General features: G+C 64.2%; 18 protein-coding genes. 7 read left to right on the top strand and 11 right to left on the bottom strand.

What is annotated here, in order from left to right:
* Positions 1-104 precede the first annotated feature (104 nt).
* On the top strand, positions 105-773 hold the full coding sequence (locus QMA15_RS18630; RefSeq protein ID WP_020970260.1) for a hemolysin III family protein: 669 nt from the start codon (positions 105-107) through the stop codon (positions 771-773).
* On the opposite strand, the gene QMA15_RS18625 is transcribed toward QMA15_RS18630, so the two are convergent.
* Genes QMA15_RS18625 through mca form a run of 3 tightly spaced genes read right to left on the bottom strand, consistent with a single transcriptional unit; the run spans position 740 to position 3,976 of the window.
* On the bottom strand, positions 740-2,767 hold the full coding sequence (locus QMA15_RS18625) for a thioredoxin domain-containing protein (protein ID WP_290285784.1): 2,028 nt from the start codon (positions 2,765-2,767) through the stop codon (positions 740-742). The two genes, QMA15_RS18630 and QMA15_RS18625, sit on opposite strands and share 34 nt — an antisense overlap.
* Before the next feature lie 19 nt (positions 2,768-2,786).
* Positions 2,787-3,101, bottom strand: a complete 315-nt coding sequence (locus QMA15_RS18620) for a hypothetical protein (protein WP_007726381.1) — start codon at positions 3,099-3,101, stop codon at positions 2,787-2,789.
* Positions 3,098-3,976 carry a mycothiol conjugate amidase Mca gene (gene mca, locus QMA15_RS18615; protein ID WP_020908526.1) on the bottom strand — a complete coding sequence of 293 codons (879 nt, stop codon included), beginning with the start codon at positions 3,974-3,976 and terminating at the stop codon, positions 3,098-3,100. The genes QMA15_RS18620 and mca overlap by 4 nt, the downstream gene beginning before the upstream one ends.
* Before the next feature lie 303 nt (positions 3,977-4,279).
* Between mca and QMA15_RS18610 the strand changes: the two genes are divergently transcribed.
* Positions 4,280-4,705 (top strand): DUF4307 domain-containing protein, encoded by a 426-nt coding sequence (locus tag QMA15_RS18610; RefSeq protein WP_020970262.1) that lies wholly within the window; start codon positions 4,280-4,282, stop codon positions 4,703-4,705.
* 227 nt (positions 4,706-4,932) lie between these two features.
* A complete protein-coding gene (greA, locus tag QMA15_RS18605; protein ID WP_007726385.1) occupies positions 4,933-5,427 on the top strand; it encodes a transcription elongation factor GreA in 495 nt (164 codons plus the stop codon).
* An 86-nt stretch (positions 5,428-5,513) separates the two neighbouring features.
* Here greA and QMA15_RS18600 read toward each other — a convergent pair whose 3' ends face one another.
* Entirely contained in the window at positions 5,514-6,614 is a 1,101-nt protein-coding gene (locus QMA15_RS18600; protein ID WP_020970263.1) for a C40 family peptidase, read from the bottom strand.
* A gap of 205 nt (positions 6,615-6,819) precedes the next feature.
* Here QMA15_RS18600 and QMA15_RS18595 point away from each other — a divergent pair, with 205 nt between their 5' ends.
* Both QMA15_RS18595 and QMA15_RS18590 read left to right on the top strand, forming a co-directional pair.
* A complete protein-coding gene (locus tag QMA15_RS18595) occupies positions 6,820-7,065 on the top strand; it encodes a hypothetical protein (protein ID WP_153211881.1) in 246 nt (81 codons plus the stop codon).
* On the top strand, positions 7,062-7,856 hold the full coding sequence (locus QMA15_RS18590) for an FAD:protein FMN transferase (protein WP_020970264.1): 795 nt from the start codon (positions 7,062-7,064) through the stop codon (positions 7,854-7,856). Before QMA15_RS18595 ends, QMA15_RS18590 begins: the two co-directional genes overlap by 4 nt.
* Before the next feature lie 6 nt (positions 7,857-7,862).
* Here QMA15_RS18590 and ilvA read toward each other — a convergent pair whose 3' ends face one another.
* The 3 genes from ilvA to QMA15_RS18575 form a co-directional block, all read right to left on the bottom strand.
* Entirely contained in the window at positions 7,863-9,026 is a 1,164-nt protein-coding gene (gene ilvA, locus QMA15_RS18585; RefSeq protein ID WP_230544056.1) for a threonine ammonia-lyase, read from the bottom strand.
* A 135-nt stretch (positions 9,027-9,161) separates the two neighbouring features.
* Positions 9,162-10,334: a cystathionine gamma-synthase gene (locus QMA15_RS18580; protein WP_007728802.1), complete on the bottom strand. Its 1,173-nt coding sequence runs from the start codon at positions 10,332-10,334 to the stop codon at positions 9,162-9,164.
* Positions 10,335-10,378: 44 nt separating this feature from the next.
* Entirely contained in the window at positions 10,379-11,764 is a 1,386-nt protein-coding gene (locus QMA15_RS18575; RefSeq protein ID WP_003943292.1) for a cystathionine beta-synthase, read from the bottom strand.
* Positions 11,765-11,844: 80 nt separating this feature from the next.
* Between QMA15_RS18575 and QMA15_RS18570 the strand changes: the two genes are divergently transcribed.
* On the top strand, positions 11,845-12,807 hold the full coding sequence (locus QMA15_RS18570; RefSeq protein WP_173362664.1) for an SGNH/GDSL hydrolase family protein: 963 nt from the start codon (positions 11,845-11,847) through the stop codon (positions 12,805-12,807).
* A gap of 121 nt (positions 12,808-12,928) precedes the next feature.
* Positions 12,929-14,146, top strand: a complete 1,218-nt coding sequence (locus QMA15_RS18565) for an acetyl-CoA C-acetyltransferase (protein WP_019744600.1) — start codon at positions 12,929-12,931, stop codon at positions 14,144-14,146.
* 66 nt (positions 14,147-14,212) lie between these two features.
* Here the strand turns inward: QMA15_RS18565 and QMA15_RS18560 are convergent, their stop codons facing one another.
* The 4 genes from QMA15_RS18560 to QMA15_RS18545 all read right to left on the bottom strand — a co-directional run bounded on the left by QMA15_RS18560 (position 14,213) and on the right by QMA15_RS18545 (position 18,014).
* On the bottom strand, positions 14,213-14,968 hold the full coding sequence (locus tag QMA15_RS18560) for an enoyl-CoA hydratase/isomerase family protein (protein ID WP_279163685.1): 756 nt from the start codon (positions 14,966-14,968) through the stop codon (positions 14,213-14,215).
* Positions 14,969-15,088: 120 nt separating this feature from the next.
* Positions 15,089-15,940: a Bax inhibitor-1/YccA family protein gene (locus QMA15_RS18555; RefSeq protein WP_007728810.1), complete on the bottom strand. Its 852-nt coding sequence runs from the start codon at positions 15,938-15,940 to the stop codon at positions 15,089-15,091.
* A 177-nt stretch (positions 15,941-16,117) separates the two neighbouring features.
* The gene (locus tag QMA15_RS18550) at positions 16,118-17,254 is read right to left on the bottom strand and encodes a methyltransferase (RefSeq protein WP_264613118.1); all 1,137 of its coding nucleotides are present in this window, start codon (positions 17,252-17,254) and stop codon (positions 16,118-16,120) included.
* Between the two features lie 73 nt (positions 17,255-17,327).
* Positions 17,328-18,014: a nitroreductase gene (locus QMA15_RS18545; protein WP_020908534.1), complete on the bottom strand. Its 687-nt coding sequence runs from the start codon at positions 18,012-18,014 to the stop codon at positions 17,328-17,330.
* Position 18,015: the final 1 nt, after the last annotated feature.

Genomic DNA, 18,015 nt, shown 5'->3' with positions numbered 1-18,015 from the left:
TTTGTACGCGTCGAAAACCCGCAGGTAGGTTATGCTACTGGTGCGTAACCTACGGTACCGTAGGTTACGTAGTTCGCAACAGCACGGAACGAGAGGGGTTGCACATGACGGCATTCGGGCTCGACGAGCTTCCGGTCAAACCACGCATGCGCGGTTGGATCCATCTGTGGGCGCTCGGTGTCTCCGTCGTCGCGGGCATCGTTCTCGTCTCCGTAGCCGGCGCTCAGGTGGGCGCCAAGGCGGCTTGGGCAACCGCGATCTACAGCATCACGATCTGCGGCCTCTTCGGCATCAGCGCGACGTATCACCGCATCCAGTGGCAGACCGTCAAGGGCCGTACGTGGATGAAGCGTGCTGACCATTCGATGATCTTTCTCTTCATCGCCGGCAGCTACACACCGTTCGCCATGCTCGGCCTTCCCACCCACACCGGCAAGATCATTCTTGCGATCGTGTGGGCAGGTGCACTGGCCGGCGTTGCCCTCAAGATGCTCTGGCCCACCGCGCCGAAATGGGTGGGGGTACCGCTCTACCTTCTCCTCGGCTGGGCGATCGTTCCCGTGGTCGGTGAACTGACACACCAGGTCGGTGTGGCGCCGATGGTGCTGCTGCTCGTCGGCGGAATCTTCTACAGCGTCGGCGCAATTCTGTACGCGACAAAATGGCCCAACCCGTGGCCGACGACGTTCGGGCATCACGAGTTCTTCCACGCTGCCACTGTCATTGCAGCGATCTGCCACTACATCGCGGTATGGCTCGTCGTGTTCAACTGATTCGCCAGTTCCACCACCGTCGTCACCGGCCGATCACACACGAATCCCCGACAGATGTACGCGGCTTCACCGTCGTCGACAAGGGGGCGATCTGCAAGCAGCGGTGAAGAATCCGGCGCTCCGCCGACAACCACTGCACCACCCGGGGCAAGCCGCCGGGCATCGGCCAACAGCGAACCTTCCCCGACGACGGCCACCTGTATCGGACCACGCAACGATGCTTCCGCCACTGTGAGCCAGTGTCCCGCCGACCGAGGCGCACGCTCGAGCGGCAGCGTGGCCCTCGCCAGCGCGTCCGCCGCGGCCTGGGCGTAACGAGAGGATCGATCGGCATCGGTCAACGCCGCCGCGGTCAACAGAGCCTCCGCGACGCTCGACGCACCGGACGGCGTCGCGCCGTCCAACGGGTCTCGGGGCCGTGTGACGAGGGACTCCGCGAAATCGGCCGTGTCGAACCAGCTTCCCGGCTCGGCCGGATCGGCGAAGTGGTCGAGCGTGACGTCGAGCAACTGCTGCGCCGCATCGAGCCACCGCGCGAATCCCGTTGCCTGGTAGAGAGCCAGGAGGCCGGTGGCCAACATTGCGTAATCCTCGAGCACTGCCGTCGGGGTGCCGACAGCCCCGCCGAGGGAAGCGCGACGCAAATGACCGTCCACCAGGTGAAGGTCGAGAAGAGCGCCAGCGCACTCGGCCGCCGCCGCGATCCAGTCGGATCGATCCAGGGCAAGTCCCGCTTCCGTCAAAGCCGTGACGGTCAACCCGTTCCAGGCCGTCACCACTTTGTCGTCGCGGCCAGGCTGTGGACGCTGAGCCCGGGCGGCGCGTAGAGCGTCGGAGACCGTCTGCCAGCGCGACCAGTCGTCGGGGTCACGGAGCAATTGCAATACCGACGCACCCTCTTCGAATGTTCCGGTATCGGTGACCCGGAACAAGTCCGCCGCCCACTGCCCGTCCTCCGCACCGAGTACCTCGACCAGCTGCGTCGGCGTCCATACGTACGTGAGGCCTTCGACGCCGTCGGTGTCGGCATCGAGAGCCGAAGCGAAGCAACCGTTCTCGGTCAGCAGATCGGAGAGCAAAAATCCTGCGGTCTCCCTGGCTATGCGGGTGGCCAGGTCCGATCCGGTCCGCCGCGCCCAGTGCGCGTAGAACCGCAGGAGCAACGCATTGTCGTAGAGCATCTTCTCGAAGTGCGGAACCACCCACTCGGCATCGACCGAGTAGCGCGAGAATCCCCCGCCCAACTGGTCGTAGATACCGCCGCGTGCCATTGCTTCGGCGGTGCGCTCGATACCGCCGAGGATCTCGCCCGAACCCGTTCGCTCGAACTGTCGGAGCAGCCCCTCCAGTAGTGCCGACGGTGGAAACTTCGGTGCCCCACCGAATCCCCCGCGCGGGATGTCCTCGTCACCGAGGATCGATCGACCCGCCGCGTTCAGCAGTTCGGCGTCGATAGGCGCTCCGCTGTACGGAATTCCGCCAGACGCGCGCTGAAGTTCCGTGACGATCGACTGCGCCGCGTTGTCGACCTCGTCGCGCCGATTCGTGAAGGTGTCGGCTATCGCTTCGAGAAGCTGTGTGAACGACGGCATTCCGCCGCGAGGCCTCGGCGGGTAGTACGTGCCGCAGTAGAACGGTGAACCGTCGGGAGTCAGAAAACAGGTCATGGGCCAGCCGCCCTGACCGGTCATCGCGACCGTCGCATTCATGTAGACGGCGTCGATGTCGGGACGCTCTTCGCGGTCCACCTTCACACAGACGAAGTTCGCGTTCATGACGGCCGCGATCTCGGCGTTCTCGAACGACTCGTGCGCCATGACGTGGCACCAGTGGCACGCCGAGTATCCGATCGAGAGAAGGATCGGCACGTTGCGCTCGCGCGCCCACTCCATCGCCTCTTCGCCCCACTGTTGCCAGTGGACCGGATTGTCGGCGTGCTGACGCAGGTAAGGGCTCGAGGACCCACCCAGGTTGTTCCGCAGCCGTGGGTCCATCGTCGCTACCTCGTTCGTCTCAGGATTCTTGCTTCGGCTTCTTCTCGGTAGAGACGTTCGGTTCCGCCGGGCTCGGAGCTGTGATCGCTCCCCGGTCGGTGCCTTCGTCTGCCTGCTGATCGAGTTCGGGATGATCCGGTTCGAACGTTTCCGGCAGCTTCTTGAGCTGGCGATTCATCGACCGAACCAAGAGGATCACACCGATGAGCAGCGCAAGAATCACCAGCAGGCCGACCGGAGACGACTTTCCGAACTCCGGACCGGATGGGTTACTCGGGGTCTGAGCAAGAAATTGTGTGGTGCCGAGAACTACCTCGGCGGACAGAGCATTCACTTCTGAGCGTCCTCTTCGAGACCTGCGAACAGGTCGGTTTCCGGAATGGACGTGGTGACCCGCGTCTTGGCGAGCTCGAATTCCTCGGTGGGCCAGATCTTCTGCTGAATATCGAGCGGCACAGCGAAGAACGAACCGTTGGGATCGATCTGCGTCGCGTGCGCACGCAGAGCGTCGTCACGCTGGGGAAAGTAGTCGCCGCACGTGACCTGAGTGGTCACCCGGACCATCATGTCGCCGCGCTCGGTCTTCCACTTCTTGAGCCAGTCCGCCATCGGGAACGGCTCACCGCGACGCTCGTACTCCTCCTGGAAGAGTTCGAGGCGCTTACGGATGAATCCGTGCGAGTAGTAGACCTTCTTGATTTCCCACGGCTGACCGTCCTCGGGGAAGTACTCGGGATCGGCAGCGGCCTCGTAGGCAGCCATCGACACCTCGTGGCACCGGATGTGGTCCGGGTGCGGGTATCCGCCGTTCTCGTCGTACGTCGTGACGACGTGGGGACGGAACTCGCGAATCACCTTGACCAGAGCGCGCGTCGACTCTTCGAGCGGAACGAGGGCGAAGCACCCTTCGGGCAGCGGAGGAAGAGGATCACCCTCGGGGAGCCCGGAATCGACGAAACCGAGCCAGCGCTGCTTCACGCCCAGGATGCGAGCGGCCTCGGCCATCTCCTCCTGGCGAACTTCGCTGATTCGATCGCGGACACCGGGAACGTCCATGGCCGGGTTGAGAATGTCGCCACGCTCACCCCCGGTGAGCGTCAGGACCATCACTTCGTGGCCTTCGGCTGCATAACGGGCGGTGGTGGCCGCACCCTTGCTCGACTCGTCGTCGGGATGGGCATGGACGGCCATGAGCCGGAATCCGCTCACGTGTTCGTTCACCTCAACTTCACCTGTAGCCGTTGCCGGCAGTTCACTTGTAGCCGTCACCGGCAGTTCACCTGTAGCCGTCACCGGCAGTCTTCGAGTCACACGCTGTGCACCGCTCGGATTACTCCGGGTGGTTGCCGTCAAACGTACCGACTGCCGACAAACCTACCGACGGCGCGACGGGACACGTCCTCTATAGTTCCACCCGAGAGTTCCTGGCGCAGCCGTGACCCCTTCGGTAATTCGGCGGGACACAGTCAGTTGCTGCACGACACGTGAACTCGAGTCTTCGAGAGCAGAGTGATGAGCAAACCGCTTCCCCAAGATCGGTACCCGAGCACAACTCGCACGGGCAGTCCCCGCAAGTGGATGGTGTGGGCTCTGACCGCACTCGTCATCGTCGTAGGCGGCGGAATCGCGTACTACGCGTACGGAAAATTTGCGGTCAAGGAAATCGAGACCGAGACCATCTCGTTCGACATCGCCAACGACTCCACGGTGAAGATCCGCTTCACCGTCACACGCGACGACTCGTCACGTGACGCGATGTGCATCGTGCGCGCTCGCTCGAAGGACGGATCCGAAACCGGACGACGTGAGGTCTACGTCCCGTCCTCCGAGCATCAGACCCTCGAGTTCAACACCGAGGTCAAGACGTCCCAGCCGCCAGGCATGGCCGACGTCTACGGCTGTAGCTTCGACGTTCCGGAGTACCTGACCAAGAGCTGACCTCGGAATGCATCCACCCTGCCGGACGTTTGGCGCCGGACAGGGCGGGTAGTCATGCGTGATAGAATTGCCCGATACACGGTTCCGGGTGGAACCGTGTATTGCTGCATTGACGCAAGGTTTGACGGCAAGGTTGCATCCCTGGTGGTGCTTCCGAGTCGTTGTTCGCTGCTGTTGCAGCGATCGTCGAGGGAGCCCCCGGCTCCGACTACTAGGGAGTGATCGAGATGACCGAGACCCAGGTGACCTGGCTTACCCAGGAATCACATGACAGGCTCAAGAACGAACTCGACCAGCTCATCGCCAATCGCCCGGTCATCGCCGCCGAGATCAACGAGCGTCGCGAAGAGGGTGACCTGAAAGAGAACGGCGGCTACCACGCTGCCCGCGAAGAGCAGGGTCAGCAGGAAGCCCGCATTCGCCAGCTCCAGGAGCTGCTGAACAGCGCAAAGGTCGGCGAGGCCCCCACTCAGTCCGGTGTTGCACTGCCCGGATCCGTAGTCAAGGTCTACTACGACGGCGACGAGAGTGACACCGAGACGTTCCTCATCGCTACCCGCGAAGAAGGCGCACGTGACGCCAAGCTCGAGGTCTACTCCCCGAACTCACCGCTGGGCGGCGCGCTGCTCGAAGCCAAGGTCGGCGACACGCGTGAGTACAACCTGCCCAACGGCAGCACCATGAAGGTCACCCTGCTGAGCGCGGAGCCTTACCACAGCTGATCGGCTGTACCAGCTCTGAAAAGAAGCGCCACCCGACTCGGTCGGGTGGCGCTTCTTGCTCTGTCGGCGTTGCAGTTCCGGCCCACTCACACCACGCGGCGAGCCTTCATGCCTGCGAAGATCGGGCCGACCTTCACCACGTCACCGAATGTGGGTGCGTGAAGCATCTGTCCGTTCCCGACATAGATCGCCACGTGGCCGGGACCGCCTGCCTGCCAGTTGCCGAACAACAGGTCACCGGGCTGCGCCTGATCCAGCGGGACCTCGACGCCGACGCCCCACTGTGTCTCCGAGGTCCGGGGCAGAGTCACTCCGGTGGCCGCGTGGATCGCGTACGACGTCAGACCCGAGCAGTCGAACCCGCCCATCGAGGGCCCGTTGATGTTTCCGCCGCCCCACACGTACGGCAATCCGAGAAACTTCAGACCGGCCTCGACGACACCGCCAACGGCAGCGGCGAGGTTGTTGTAGTCGAAGGGTGCGAGCATCAGAGCGAACGAGTCCTGCAACGATTTGATCTGTGCGACAAACGGAGCGGCGACCGCCTGCTCCGCGGGAACCTTGCCCGCCTTGTCGGCGGGAACGCCGCCCGCTTCGCGAACTGCGTCCGGCCCGACGTCGTAGGCAGCGAGCGCGAGGTCGACGGTATCGCCCTCGACCTCACCGGACTTCTGCCAGGACTGCGCTTGCTTCACGAGATCGCACAACCGGTATCCGGTTGTCATCACCGGATCGGCAACGCCCAGGATGTCCATCTTTCCGTCGCCGTCACCGTCCTTGCCGTATGCCGTCCACGCTGCGGTGGTGAAGCGGCCAGGCCCGCGCCCACCTTCCGGTGAGATGTCGGTATCGGGTCCGTACTTGAATCCGTTCTCGACCGAGTACAGCGAAGCGATCACCGCGGGCGTGATCTCCGAGCACAGAGCACCGGCCTTCTTGATCCACGGCGCGAACACCGCCACCGCTCCAACGGGCGCCAATGTCGCTCCCGGAAAGTTGGAGGGTACGGAAGGCACGATTCCCTCAGGTGTGTCCTGAGTTCGTGCCGGTCCGTTCCAGGCTGCAAGTGAGACTGCAGCATTCGAAGACTCGTTCTTCTCGACTTGTGCGGGCGCTCCGAGAGTTCCACTCATCACGCCCAGTGCGGTGCCGATCGACACAGCGATCGCCAGGACACCGACTGCCATCCGAACCTCCGATAAACCTCTGAAAATCTACGTACGTGGTCGTACCCGAAACTTGTCGGTGCGAACATCTACCCTTTCGAACATGCATTCGACACGGCTCAGTCTCGCGACTCCTGTAACCAATGTCTCATTTATCTCGGTGGGCGTTACGCAAATGACTACAGACACCAAGGCTTTTCTCAGGTTCGGCGTGCAAGCTGAGTGCATGAGCGACGATCGGCCACGACCCGCCCGGGGACGCACTACGGTGTATCGACCCGTTCGCCTCGCCCTCGCAGCCACGGCTGTGGCGGGAGCGCTCGCAAGCGGCGGACTTTCACTCGTTTCTTCTCCCACTGCCACGGCACTCGCGCCGGACACCTCGGCTTCTCACACCAAGAATCCCGTAGCGAAGCGGCCCGTCGTGGTCGCCGGATTCGGAACCCCGGACGCCGTCTCCAACGGTTCGTGAGCACTCCGCGCTCGGCCTCCGAGTGGCTCACGTGGGGTGTGCAGGCCCGGGTCGTCGTCACCGACCCTGAGGTCCTTCCCTCCGCGGCCAGCCTGGTTCGCGGATACCTCACCGCTGCCGACGCTGCCACCAATCGAGATCGTGCCGACTCCGAGATTCGTACCTATGTCAGCGCCGCGAGCAACGTCGACGGCGTCGCCGTGACCCCGATGTTCGCGCACTTCCTCGAAGACGCGTTGGCTGTCGCACGACTGACCGACGGCAAACTCACGCCGACGGCCGGGTCGGCAGACCCTCACTCCTGGTGGAAGATTCGCGTCGAGAACAACCGCGTGTACAGCCCGGACGACGTCGTTCTCGATCTGTCCGCGACGGCCCGCGCCAGTTCAGCGGACCACTGCGCGGCATCCACCGCCACGCTTCTCGGGTGCGGAGTACTGGTCGGCCTCGGCGGGGACATCGCGGTTGCCGGCCCGGCGCCGGAAGACGGCTGGCAGATTCAGGTTCAAGACCTGCCCGGCGACCCGACGTGCCAGGTAGCGCTTCCTTCCGACTGCGGGATCGCCACGGCCAGCACCGTCAAACCACTGCACCGCGAATCGACGGCGACGCCGATGTGGCGCACGGTGTCGGTGATTGCGCCCTCCTGCGCCCAGGCCGCCGCATTCAGTCGGGTTGCGGTCGGCATGGGCGGTTCGGCCATCGACTGGCTACATCAACTCGACGTACCCGCCAGGCTGGTCGACCAGGAGTATCGCGTAACGGTTCTGGGCGGCTGGCCTGACGAGTAAGTCGCGTCAGTTCTGCAGTCGTACGGCGTAGCCGGCACGGTCGAAGGCTGTGAGAAGTTCCGCCTTGTTGTCCGGACCCCGTGTCTCGACGGTGAGGAAGACTTCCACTTCGTCGAGCGCGAGTTCGCCACCGGTACGGGAATGGATGACGTCGACCACGCTGGCGCCGTTCGCTCGAACCACTTCGAGCAACGAGACCAGTGCGCCCGGCCGATCGTCGATGGTGATGTGAACGCCGAGGAACCGTCCGGCCGCTCGCAGACCGTGCGAGATGACGTGCGTGAGAAGTAGCGGATCGATGTTGCCGCCGGAAAGCACGGCGCACACCTGCCCTGTCAGTCCCAGCTCCTCCGGAGAGCAGGTCATCAAGGCCGCAACGGCCGCAACGCCGGCCGGTTCGACGATGAGCTTGGCGCGTTCGAGGCACAGCAGGAGCGCTTTGGACAGCGCTTCCTCGCTGACCGTCACCACGGCATCGACATGGGCGGCAACTTCGGCGAACGGAACCTCGCCAGGGCAGCCAACGGCGATACCGTCTGCCATCGTGGACATCGACGCCAAGGCGGTCGGCTTCCCGGCTGCCAACGACGCCGGCCAGGCAGCCGCCGTCTCGGCCTGCACTCCGACGATGCGGACCTGCGGGCGTACAGCTTTGACTGCTGCGGCCACTCCGGCGATCAACCCACCGCCGCCGGTGGGGACGAGGATAGTGCCGACCTCAGGCAGTTGCTCGAGGATTTCGAGCCCCACAGTCCCCTGCCCCGCCACGACGTCCTCGTGATCGAACGGGTGGACCAGAACTGCTCCCGTCCGGTCCGCGAATTCGCGAGCGGCCACGAGCGCGTCGTCGACAGTCGAACCGTGCAGGTGGACCTGAGCTCCATATGCCTTGGTGGCCACCAACTTCGGCAGCGGCGCACCCGTCGGCATGAAGACGGTCGACTTGATTCCCAGTTCTGTTGCAGACCAGGCAACTCCCTGCGCATGGTTACCGGCACTGGCCGCCACGACGCCCGCTGCCCGTTCCTCTGCGGAAAGATTGGCAATGCGGTTGTACGCACCGCGCGGTTTGAAAGAGCCGGTGCGCTGCAGGTTTTCACATTTCAAGCTCACGGCGAAGCCGGTGGTTTCGGACAACACTCGCGAGGCCACGACCGGGGTGCGTCGCATGACCGGGGCGAGCAGTTGCTGTGCAGCCTTTATCTGTTCGAGATTCACGCATGCCTCCAGAAAGTGCGCCTCCACACCCTCGTGAGGTGTGAAGGCGCACTGCAGATTCGAAGTCGAATTACTGTAGAGCGAAGATCAGGACAGCGCTTGCTCGATGTCGCCGACCAGATCGGAGGCGTCTTCGATGCCGACCGACAGGCGAACCAGATCGTCGGGAACCTCGAGAGCGGAACCGGCCGTCGAGGCGTGGGTCATCGCGCCGGGGAACTCGATGAGAGATTCGACGCCGCCGAGAGATTCTGCCAGCGTGAAGATCTCGGTGCGCGAGCACAGGTCGAGAGCTGCCGCCTTGCCGCCCTTGAGGCGGACGGAGATCATGCCGCCGAAGCGTCGCATCTGCTTGGCCGCGACCTTGTGTGACGGATGCGAAGCCAGGCCCGGGTAGATGACGCTGGCAACCGCGGGGTGGCCGTCGAGCAATTCGACGACCTTCTCCGCGTTGTCACTGTGACGCTCCATGCGCAGCGCCAGTGTCTTGATTCCGCGCAACGTCAGGAACGCGTCGAACGGGCCGGGAACGCCACCGGATCCGTTCTGCAGGAACGCAAACGCGGTATCCAGTTCTTCGTCGTTGCAGACGAGAGCGCCACCGACCACGTCGGAGTGTCCGCCGATGTACTTGGTCGTGGAGTGCAGCGCGATGTCGGCACCGAGCTGCAGCGGCTGCTGCAGGTACGGCGACGCGAAGGTGTTGTCCACCACGATCTTTGCGTTGCCCTCGTGGGCGACCTCGGCAAGAAGCTCGATGTCACCGATATTGAGCAGCGGGTTCGTGGGCGTCTCGACCCAGACCAGCTTGGTGTTGGACTTCATCGCCGCGCGCACCGCATCGACGTCGGACACCGGAGCCGGGGTGTACTCGATCCCCCACTGCGTGAACACCTTGTCGATGAGACGGAAGGTTCCGCCGTACGCGTCGTCGGGGATGACCAGGTGATCGCCCGGTCGAAGTACCGAACGGAGCAGGCAGTCGGTGGCCGCCATTCCCGAACTGAACGCTCGGCCGTAGGTTCCGGATTCGAGCGCGGCAAGGTTCGCCTCGAGCGGGCGACGGGTGGGGTTGCCCGTTCGCGCGTACTCGAAGCCACTGCGCATTCCACCGACGCCGTCTTGGGCGAAGGTGGAACTTGCGTAGATCGGCACGTTGACCGCGCCGGTCAGCGGATCGGGTTCGTAACCCGCATGCACCGCTTTCGTGGAGAAACCCTGCCAGCTGATGTTGTCGGCCTTGCTGCGTTGCTCACTCATGGTCCCCAGCCTAATGGCGCCGGCACCGGCGCAGGAATCCGTACTCAGGAATCCGAACTCAGGAAACCCAGGAGATCGTGGCGCGTGATGACACCGACCGGCTTGCCGTCGTCGACGACCATGAGTGCGTCGGTGTCACCGAGCGCCTTCGTGGCAGCCGAGACCGGCTCGCCGGAACCGATGAGCGGGAACGGCTTGCTCATGTGCTTCTCGACGGAATCCGCAAGGTGCGCACGGCCTTCGAATACCGCGCTCAGCAGATCTCGCTCGGACACGCTTCCGGCGACCTCGCCTGCCATGACCGGCGGTTCCGCTCCGACGACGGGCATCTGGGACACGCCGTACTCGCGCAGGATCTCGATCGCGTCGCGCAGAGTCTCCGACGGGTGAGTGTGAACGAGGTCCGGCAGCTCGCCCGACTTGCCGCGCAGGACGTCGCCGACGGTGGGGACGTTGGTCTTGCCGTCGAGTGGGGTGCGCAGGAATCCGTACGACGCCATCCACTGATCGTTGAAGATCTTGGACAGGTAGCCGCGGCCGCCGTCCGGGAGGAGGACGACGATCAGAGCGTCGGGGCCTTCGCGCTTGGCTACTTCGAGGGCAGCGACGACGGCCATACCGCAGGAACCGCCGACCAGCAGCCCCTCTTCGCGGGCGAGGCGACGCGTCATCTCGAAGGAATCGGCATCCGAGACGGCGATGATCTCGTCCGGGATGGACGGGTCGTATGCCGACGGCCAGAAGTCTTCGCCGACGCCTTCGACCAGGTACGGGCGACCGGTGCCACCGGAGTAGACGGAGCCTTCGGGGTCTGCGCCGATGACCTTGACCTTGCCGCCCGAAACTTCCTTGAGGTAGCGGCCGGTGCCGGTGATGGTGCCGCCGGTGCCGACGCCCGCGACGAAGTGCGTGATCTTGCCGTCGGTGTCGGCCCAGATCTCGGGACCGGTGGTCTCGTAGTGGCTCTCCGGTCCGCCCGGGTTGGAGTACTGGTTGGGCTTCCAGGCGCCGGGGATCTCACGGGTGAGGCGGTCGGAGACGCTGTAGTAGCTGTTCGGGTTGTCCGGTGCGACGGCCGTGGGGCACACGACCACCTCGGCGCCGTAGGCACGCAGGACGTTGCGCTTGTCTTCGCTGACCTTGTCTGGGCAGACGAAAACGCACTTGTATCCACGCTTTTGCGCCACGAGTGCCAAGCCGATTCCGGTGTTGCCCGAAGTCGGCTCGACGATGGTGCCGCCAGGCTTCAGTTCACCCGAAGCCTCGGCTGCGTCGATCATCTTGACGGCGATGCGGTCCTTGGAGCTACCGCCAGGGTTGAGGTATTCGACCTTGGCTGCCACCGTGCCGAAGTTTTCGCCCGTGACGGACGTGAGCTTGACGAGTGGGGTGTTGCCGATGAGGTCGACGACGTGTTCCGCGATGCGCATTCGTCCATGTTCCCAGATGAAAGAAAACGGTGCGCGCGGACGTCGGGCGAAGGTGGTGCAATCCGGCTAGATTGGCAAGTGTGAGTCGAACCGGACTGAAAGCGTCGGTGGCCACGGTGGTGGCCGGATCGAGTGCAGGCACGCTCTCCTGGTTGGGCTACAACTATCTGATGTCGCAGGCGGGGGCGGCCCGCGGGGTGATCGGTCGCAATATCGCCAAGCCACCCGAGGCGGACGGGGTGTACGCACCCGGCGCCGACAGCCCGGAACTCTGGTGGCGGGCCGTGCCCTTCGATCTCCACTTGATGATCTTCGGCGATTCGTCGGCGGCCGGCGTCGGCGCGCTGACGGCGTCGGAAGTTCCGGGTGTGCAGGTCGCGAAGCTGCTTGCGAGTGAAACCGGGAAGCGAATCCGTTTGAGCACCAAGGCCATCGGCGGCGCCACCTCACGCGGGTTGAGTGGGCAGGTCGACGCCATGTTCGTCGCCGGCCCTCCCCCGGATGCTGCCGTGATCCTGATCGGCGCCAACGACGTCACGGCGAAGAACGCAATTCATGCTTCGGCAAAACGCCTCGGCGACGCGGTACGACGGCTACGCGAGAGTGGCGCCGTCGTTGTTGTCGGCACCTGCCCGGATCTGGGGGTGGTCACGGCTATCCCACAACCACTGCGCTCCGTGGTGCGTGAATGGGGTCATCGTCTCGCGCTCGCCCAGGCGTCCGCGACCAGAAACGCCGGGGGTCATCCCGTTCCACTAGCCGACCTGCTGGCCAAGGAATTCCTGGCCTCGCCCGACACGATGTTCTCGGCTGATCGTTTCCACCCGTCGGCGGCCGGCTACGAACTCGCGGCGAAGCAGATCGTCCCGGTTCTCGCGTCGGCTCTGGGTGAGTGGCAGGGTGGCCCGCTACCCGAACTCCCCCATGTCTCGGAGGCGGCGCAAGCTCGCACCGTCGCGGCCCGACTGACGGCAGCGGCAACCCAGTGGAAAGCCTTCGCGAGACGCACCAAACCCGCAGTTCAGCGCCCCGACGTCAACTGAGTGAGACTGCGTGACCACCATCTGGGAGCGGCAACGTAAATTGTAAGTCGAAGCTGCATTCAACTTGCCCTGCTCGACGGCGTTTCAAGCCGCCCACGAGCAGTACACAAAAGGAGTTTTCATGCCCGAGGCAGTAATCGTCTCAGCAGTACGGTCGCCCATCGGCCGCGCAATGAAGGGTTCGCTCAAGGACATCCGCCCGGATGACCTCGCAACTCAGATGGTTGCCGCCGCGTTGGCAAAGATCCCCGAGCTCGACCCCACCGAGATCGACGACCTCATGCTCGGTTGCGGCCAGCCCGCCGGCCAGTCGGGCTTCAACATCGCCCGCGTCGTCGCCGTTCAGCTCGGCTACGACTTCCTCCCCGGTGTGACGGTCAACCGTTACTGTTCCTCCTCGCTGCAGACCACCCGTATGGCATTGCACGCCATCCGCGCAGGCGAGGGCGACGTCTTCATCTCCGCCGGCGTCGAGTCCGTCTCCAGTTTCATCACGGGCAACGCCGACGGCCTACCCAACACCAAGAACCCGCTCTTCGACGCAGCGCAGGCTCGTAGCGCCAAGCTCGCCGAGGGTGGAGTCGCCTGGACCGATCCTCGCGAAGAAGGCCTGATCCCCGACGTGTACCTGGGCATGGGCCAGACCGCCGAGAACGTCGCTTCAGCCACCGGCATCACCCGCGAAGACCAGGACCGCTGGGCAGTGCGCAGCCAGAACCGCGCCGAGGAAGCCATCGCTCGCGGCTTCTTCGAGCGTGAGATCACGCCCGTCACGCTCGCCGACGGCACCGTCGTCTCCAAGGACGACGGCCCCCGCGCCGGCACCACCTACGAGGGCATCAGCGGCCTCAAGCCCGTCTTCCGCCCCGACGGCACCGTCACCGCCGGCAACGCCTGCCCGCTCAACGACGGCGCAGCCGCACTGGTGATCATGTCCGACACCAAGGCGAAGGCACTCGGCCTGACCCCGCTCGCTCGCATCGTCTCCACCGGCGTCTCGGGCCTGTCCCCCGAGATCATGGGCCTCGGCCCGATCCAGGCCGTCAAGAACGCCCTGAAGATCGCCGGCAAGTCGATCTCCGACATCGACCTGTTCGAGATCAACGAGGCATTCGCCGTGCAGGTCCTCGGATCCGCTCGCGAACTGGGCATCGAAGAGGACAAGCTCAACATCTCCGGTGGCGCGATCGCCCTGGGTCACCCCTTCGGTATGACCGGTGCCCGCATCACCAACACCCTGATCAACAACCTGCAGGAGCAGGACAAGACCTTCGGCGTCGAGACCATGTGTGTCGGCGGCGGACAGGGCATGGCAATGGTGATCGAGCGCCTCAGCTGATCCCCTGAGCACGTCGAAAGCGGCCGCCCGGCTTCTGCCGGGCGGCCGCTTTCGTGTGGTCGTGTTTCAGGTAGTCGTGAATTTCCGAGCAAAACTCCCCAACTCGCGAATCAACGCTCGGGCAGCGTCGTCCTCACGCTGCACAGCGGCGCGGGCGTCGTCGGCCCAACCGTGGCGGAGCAGTCGCTTGGCGGCAAGGACTGCCGGTCCGATGTTGGCGGCAATCTGCTCGGCACTCTCGCGGGCACGTGCCTGTACCTGGTCGGCCGGTAGGGCAGCGGTCGCCAGTCCGTAGGCGGCAGCTTCGATGCCGCTGAGCCACCGGGCCGACAGGATCAGCTCGGCGGCGCGCTGTGTTCCGATCACCTTGGGCAGCAACCAACTACTGGCAGCTTCGGGAGCTGTACCCAGCGACGTGAACGGTGCCCGCAGACGTGCGTCCTCGGCAACGTAGACGACGTCGCAGTAAAGCAGCATGGTCAGGCCGATACCGACGGCAGCGCCGTGTACCGCGGCGATCAAGGGCTTCGGGAACTCCACCAGCGCGACGATCAGCGGCGCGAATGCGTGGCCGAAGTCTGAATTGTCGGCGCCTGGTTCGGCGAGTGCGCGTAGGTCGACGCCACTGGAAAATGCCTTACCTGCGCCCTCGACGATCACCACGGCCACGGCCTCGTCCGACGCCGCGTCGTCAAGCGCCTTGGTCAACGCTCGAAAGCCGGCCGCATCGAAAGCGTTCAGGCGGCCCGGATTGTTGAAGGTCAGCGTTCGCACTGCTCCGGCATCCGCCACCAGCACGGGTTCGGTGGTGTTTGTCGACATTCGCTCCCCTTCGCTCCAAACCAAGCAGTTGCTAGGCATCCAAGCACCGTAACCGCCCACAGACGACAAAAGAAGGGCCCCTCGCGGGGCCCTTCTTCGTGTTACGGAACGACTCGAGAACTAGTCGTTGTTGAAGTAGCTCAGCAGACGCAGGATCTCGACGTACAGCCAGACCAAGGTGACGGTGAGGCCGAATGCGACGCCCCAGGCTGCCTTCTCGGGCGCCTGTGCGCGGATCAGCTGATCAGCGGCATCGAAGTCGAGCAGGAAGCTGAAGGCTGCGATGCCGATGCAAACGAGGCTGAAGATGATGGCGAGCGTTCCGCCGTCACGCAGTCCCAGCCCGCCGTCGACGAAGAAGCTCGCGACGAGGTTGCCGAGCGCCAGAACGACAACGCCGATCAACGCGCCGATGATCATTCGCGTCAGACGCGGTGTCACCCGAATCGCGCCGGTCTTGTAAACCACGAGCATGCCGAAGAACACGCCGAATGTTCCGAGGACCGCCTGAGCGATCAGTGCCGATCCGCCGACGCCACCGAATTGAATATCGGTGAACATGAACGACAGCGCACCGAGGAACAGACCCTCGGCGACGGCGTACGCCAACACGATTGCCGGGTTGTCCATCTTGCGACCGAACGTCGCGACCAGAACCAGAACGAGGCCGACGAGACCGCCGCCGATGACCAGCGGGGCTGCAAGGTCGGCGTTGTTGTTGACGAGGAAGTACGACACCAGCGCCGAGATCGTCAGCACACCGAGCGTGATGCCCGTCTTGGTGACGACGTCGTCGATCGTCATGGCCCGCGAGGTGGGACCGGTCTGGTACGGCTCGGCCGGAGCGTACTGCGGCTGACCGAACTGCTGGGTTGCCTGCGAGGCGCCCGCCGTCGCAGATCCGAACGAGGCGTATCCGTTGCCCTCTTGCTTGGGCAGATTGCGGAACACCGGGTTGCTGGTGGTGCGCACCGTGATCATCCCTTCATCGTGGTGGCCTACGACGGGTGCGTCGCGGGTTCGCCGTACGGATCCGAGTTTCCGACACGGTCCGTGTACCTAACTAAAAGTAAAGCACTCGTAATTTACAACGTCGAAGCGTCGGTTGTAGTTCCCGGCGCATTTCCGGAAGATCAACACTCTTCGATACTAGGACGGTTTGACCGACTTCATCACGATGAACTTCGCGTTCTTCGCCATCGCCTCGCTCGGACCCACCGCGGCTTTCAGCGGTTCGCGATACCCCAGATGCGCGTTGTGAACAGTCCACAACTCGCCACCCGGACGCAGGACGCGACCGGCGGCTTCGAACATCTTGAGTGCTCCGCCGGTGTGCACCGCCGCGCCGACGTGGAACGGCGGGTTCAACAGAACCAGATCGGCACTCGCACTGGGCAACGAACTCACGGCGTCGTCGCGCAGGCCGCTCACCCGATCGCCGACGCCGTTAGCAGTTGCGGTCGCCAGAGCGGAAGCGACGGCTGCCGAGGACTGATCCGTTGCGATCACGTGGACATCCGGGAACTTACGCGCGATCGCCGCCGCGAGAATGCCGCTGCCACAACCCAGATCGATCACGTCGCTCAGCGGATCGACCGCAATCTTTCCGAGGTTCTCCAGGAGCAACCGGGTGCCGATGTCCAGGCTCGCACCGGCAAACACGGCGCCGTGAGCAACGACGTCGAGGTCGAACTCGTCGAGGCGTTCGGTCATCGGGAACGTGATGGCAACATCGGTCTTCGGTTCCGATGCCTTGAGTACGCGGGACTTCTGACGCCCACGCGAGGCGCTGACGTCGGAAAACGATTCGCCGAGAACCTTGTTCATCGCCGGGGTGATGTGCTTGTCACGCCCACCGGCGAAGACACGAACCGCCGGGTCGGCGTGGAGCGCGATCAGCTGAGCGATCTCGGCAAGTTCAGCGAGGCTACGCGGCAATTGCATGAGCACGACGCGGGCGCCGCTGAGCAACTCCTCGTCCAGTCCGTGGGAGGTGAAGGCATCACTGAAACCGAGTTCGCGCGCATTGTTCGCGAGGGCCAACTCTCCGGTGAGCGGATCCTGGTGAACCCGCACGCCGGCGATTCCGTGAACGAGCGCAACACCGGCGGTCAGCGCACCGTAGTGATCGCCGATCACGACGACGGTGCCCGCCGGTGCCGCGGCAAGAGCGTCGGCGGCCTCGTCGAGGATCAGACGATCAGCCGCGTCGACGGCAAAGAGATTGGGTGCCTCGACATCGGGGAATCGGCGCAGACGATCGAACAGTTCGGGTGTGTCGGACATGCAACCAGTCTTTCAGGTGAATCAGCTCAACACTCAATCCCTGGAAGTGCAGGTGATCAGTTCGACATCCACATCAGTTCGACATCCACTGCACGACGTTGTCGACGGTTTCGCGTTCGGTGCGGAATCCGTTCACCGGGTGGTCGGTATCGGGGTATCCGAACGAGATCGCGCACACGACCTTGCGAGTGTCGTCGATGCCGAAGTGCTCGTGAATGAACTTGGAGCTACCCGCGAGCGCCGCCTGCGGAATGGTGGCCACCCCCAGGCTCTGGGCCGCGAGCAGGAAGCTGTTCACGTACAACCCACAGTCGACGGCGCCGTAGGTGCCCAATGCCTCGTCGGTGGTGATGATCGCGACGTGGGGAGCGCCGAAGAGCTCGAAGTTCTTCATCGTCTGTGCCGCGGAACCGGCGCGGTCACCGTGCTCGATTCCGACGCTCGAATAAAGCGCCATCGCACAGTCGAACCGACGCGACTTGTAGATGCCCTGGTACTCGCGGGGGAACTCGAAGTCCGACTCCTGGGCGTTGGCCATCACGTACTCACCGAGGCCGGCGCGGAATCGTTCGGTGCCCTCTCCTTCGGTGATCGCAACCTGCCACGGTTGCGTGTTGCACCACGAGGGCGTCTTCTGCGCCAGCCGAAGGATCTCCTCGATCACCTCACGTGGCACCTGACGGTCCTCGTAGGCGCGGCAGCTGATCCGGGCATCGAGCAACCCTTCCAGGCTCGTATCCACGACGATGCTCTCGGTCATG

The sequence above is a fragment of the Rhodococcus sp. APC 3903 genome, assembly GCF_030407755.1.
GTDB lineage: Bacteria > Actinomycetota > Actinomycetes > Mycobacteriales > Mycobacteriaceae > Rhodococcus_F > Rhodococcus_F erythropolis.
This window is presented reverse-complemented; position numbering and strand designations above follow the sequence as displayed.

Excerpts from the sequence above, each read along its gene's own strand:
- QMA15_RS18630 (WP_020970260.1), top strand. The coding sequence starts at position 105 with ATGACGGCATTCGGGCTCGACGAGCTTCCGGTCAAACCACGCATGCGC.
- QMA15_RS18625 (WP_290285784.1), bottom strand. The coding sequence starts at position 2,767 with ATGGACCCACGGCTGCGGAACAACCTGGGTGGGTCCTCGAGCCCTTAC.
- QMA15_RS18610 (WP_020970262.1), top strand. The coding sequence starts at position 4,280 with ATGAGCAAACCGCTTCCCCAAGATCGGTACCCGAGCACAACTCGCACG.
- greA (WP_007726385.1), top strand. The coding sequence starts at position 4,933 with ATGACCGAGACCCAGGTGACCTGGCTTACCCAGGAATCACATGACAGG.
- QMA15_RS18600 (WP_020970263.1), bottom strand. The coding sequence starts at position 6,614 with ATGGCAGTCGGTGTCCTGGCGATCGCTGTGTCGATCGGCACCGCACTG.
- QMA15_RS18595 (WP_153211881.1), top strand. The coding sequence starts at position 6,820 with ATGAGCGACGATCGGCCACGACCCGCCCGGGGACGCACTACGGTGTAT.
- ilvA (WP_230544056.1), bottom strand. The coding sequence starts at position 9,026 with ATGCGACGCACCCCGGTCGTGGCCTCGCGAGTGTTGTCCGAAACCACC.
- QMA15_RS18580 (WP_007728802.1), bottom strand. The coding sequence starts at position 10,334 with ATGAGTGAGCAACGCAGCAAGGCCGACAACATCAGCTGGCAGGGTTTC.
- QMA15_RS18575 (WP_003943292.1), bottom strand. The coding sequence starts at position 11,764 with ATGCGCATCGCGGAACACGTCGTCGACCTCATCGGCAACACCCCACTC.
- QMA15_RS18565 (WP_019744600.1), top strand. The coding sequence starts at position 12,929 with ATGCCCGAGGCAGTAATCGTCTCAGCAGTACGGTCGCCCATCGGCCGC.
- QMA15_RS18560 (WP_279163685.1), bottom strand. The coding sequence starts at position 14,968 with ATGTCGACAAACACCACCGAACCCGTGCTGGTGGCGGATGCCGGAGCA.
- QMA15_RS18550 (WP_264613118.1), bottom strand. The coding sequence starts at position 17,254 with ATGTCCGACACACCCGAACTGTTCGATCGTCTGCGCCGATTCCCCGAT.
- QMA15_RS18545 (WP_020908534.1), bottom strand. The coding sequence starts at position 18,014 with ATGACCGAGAGCATCGTCGTGGATACGAGCCTGGAAGGGTTGCTCGAT.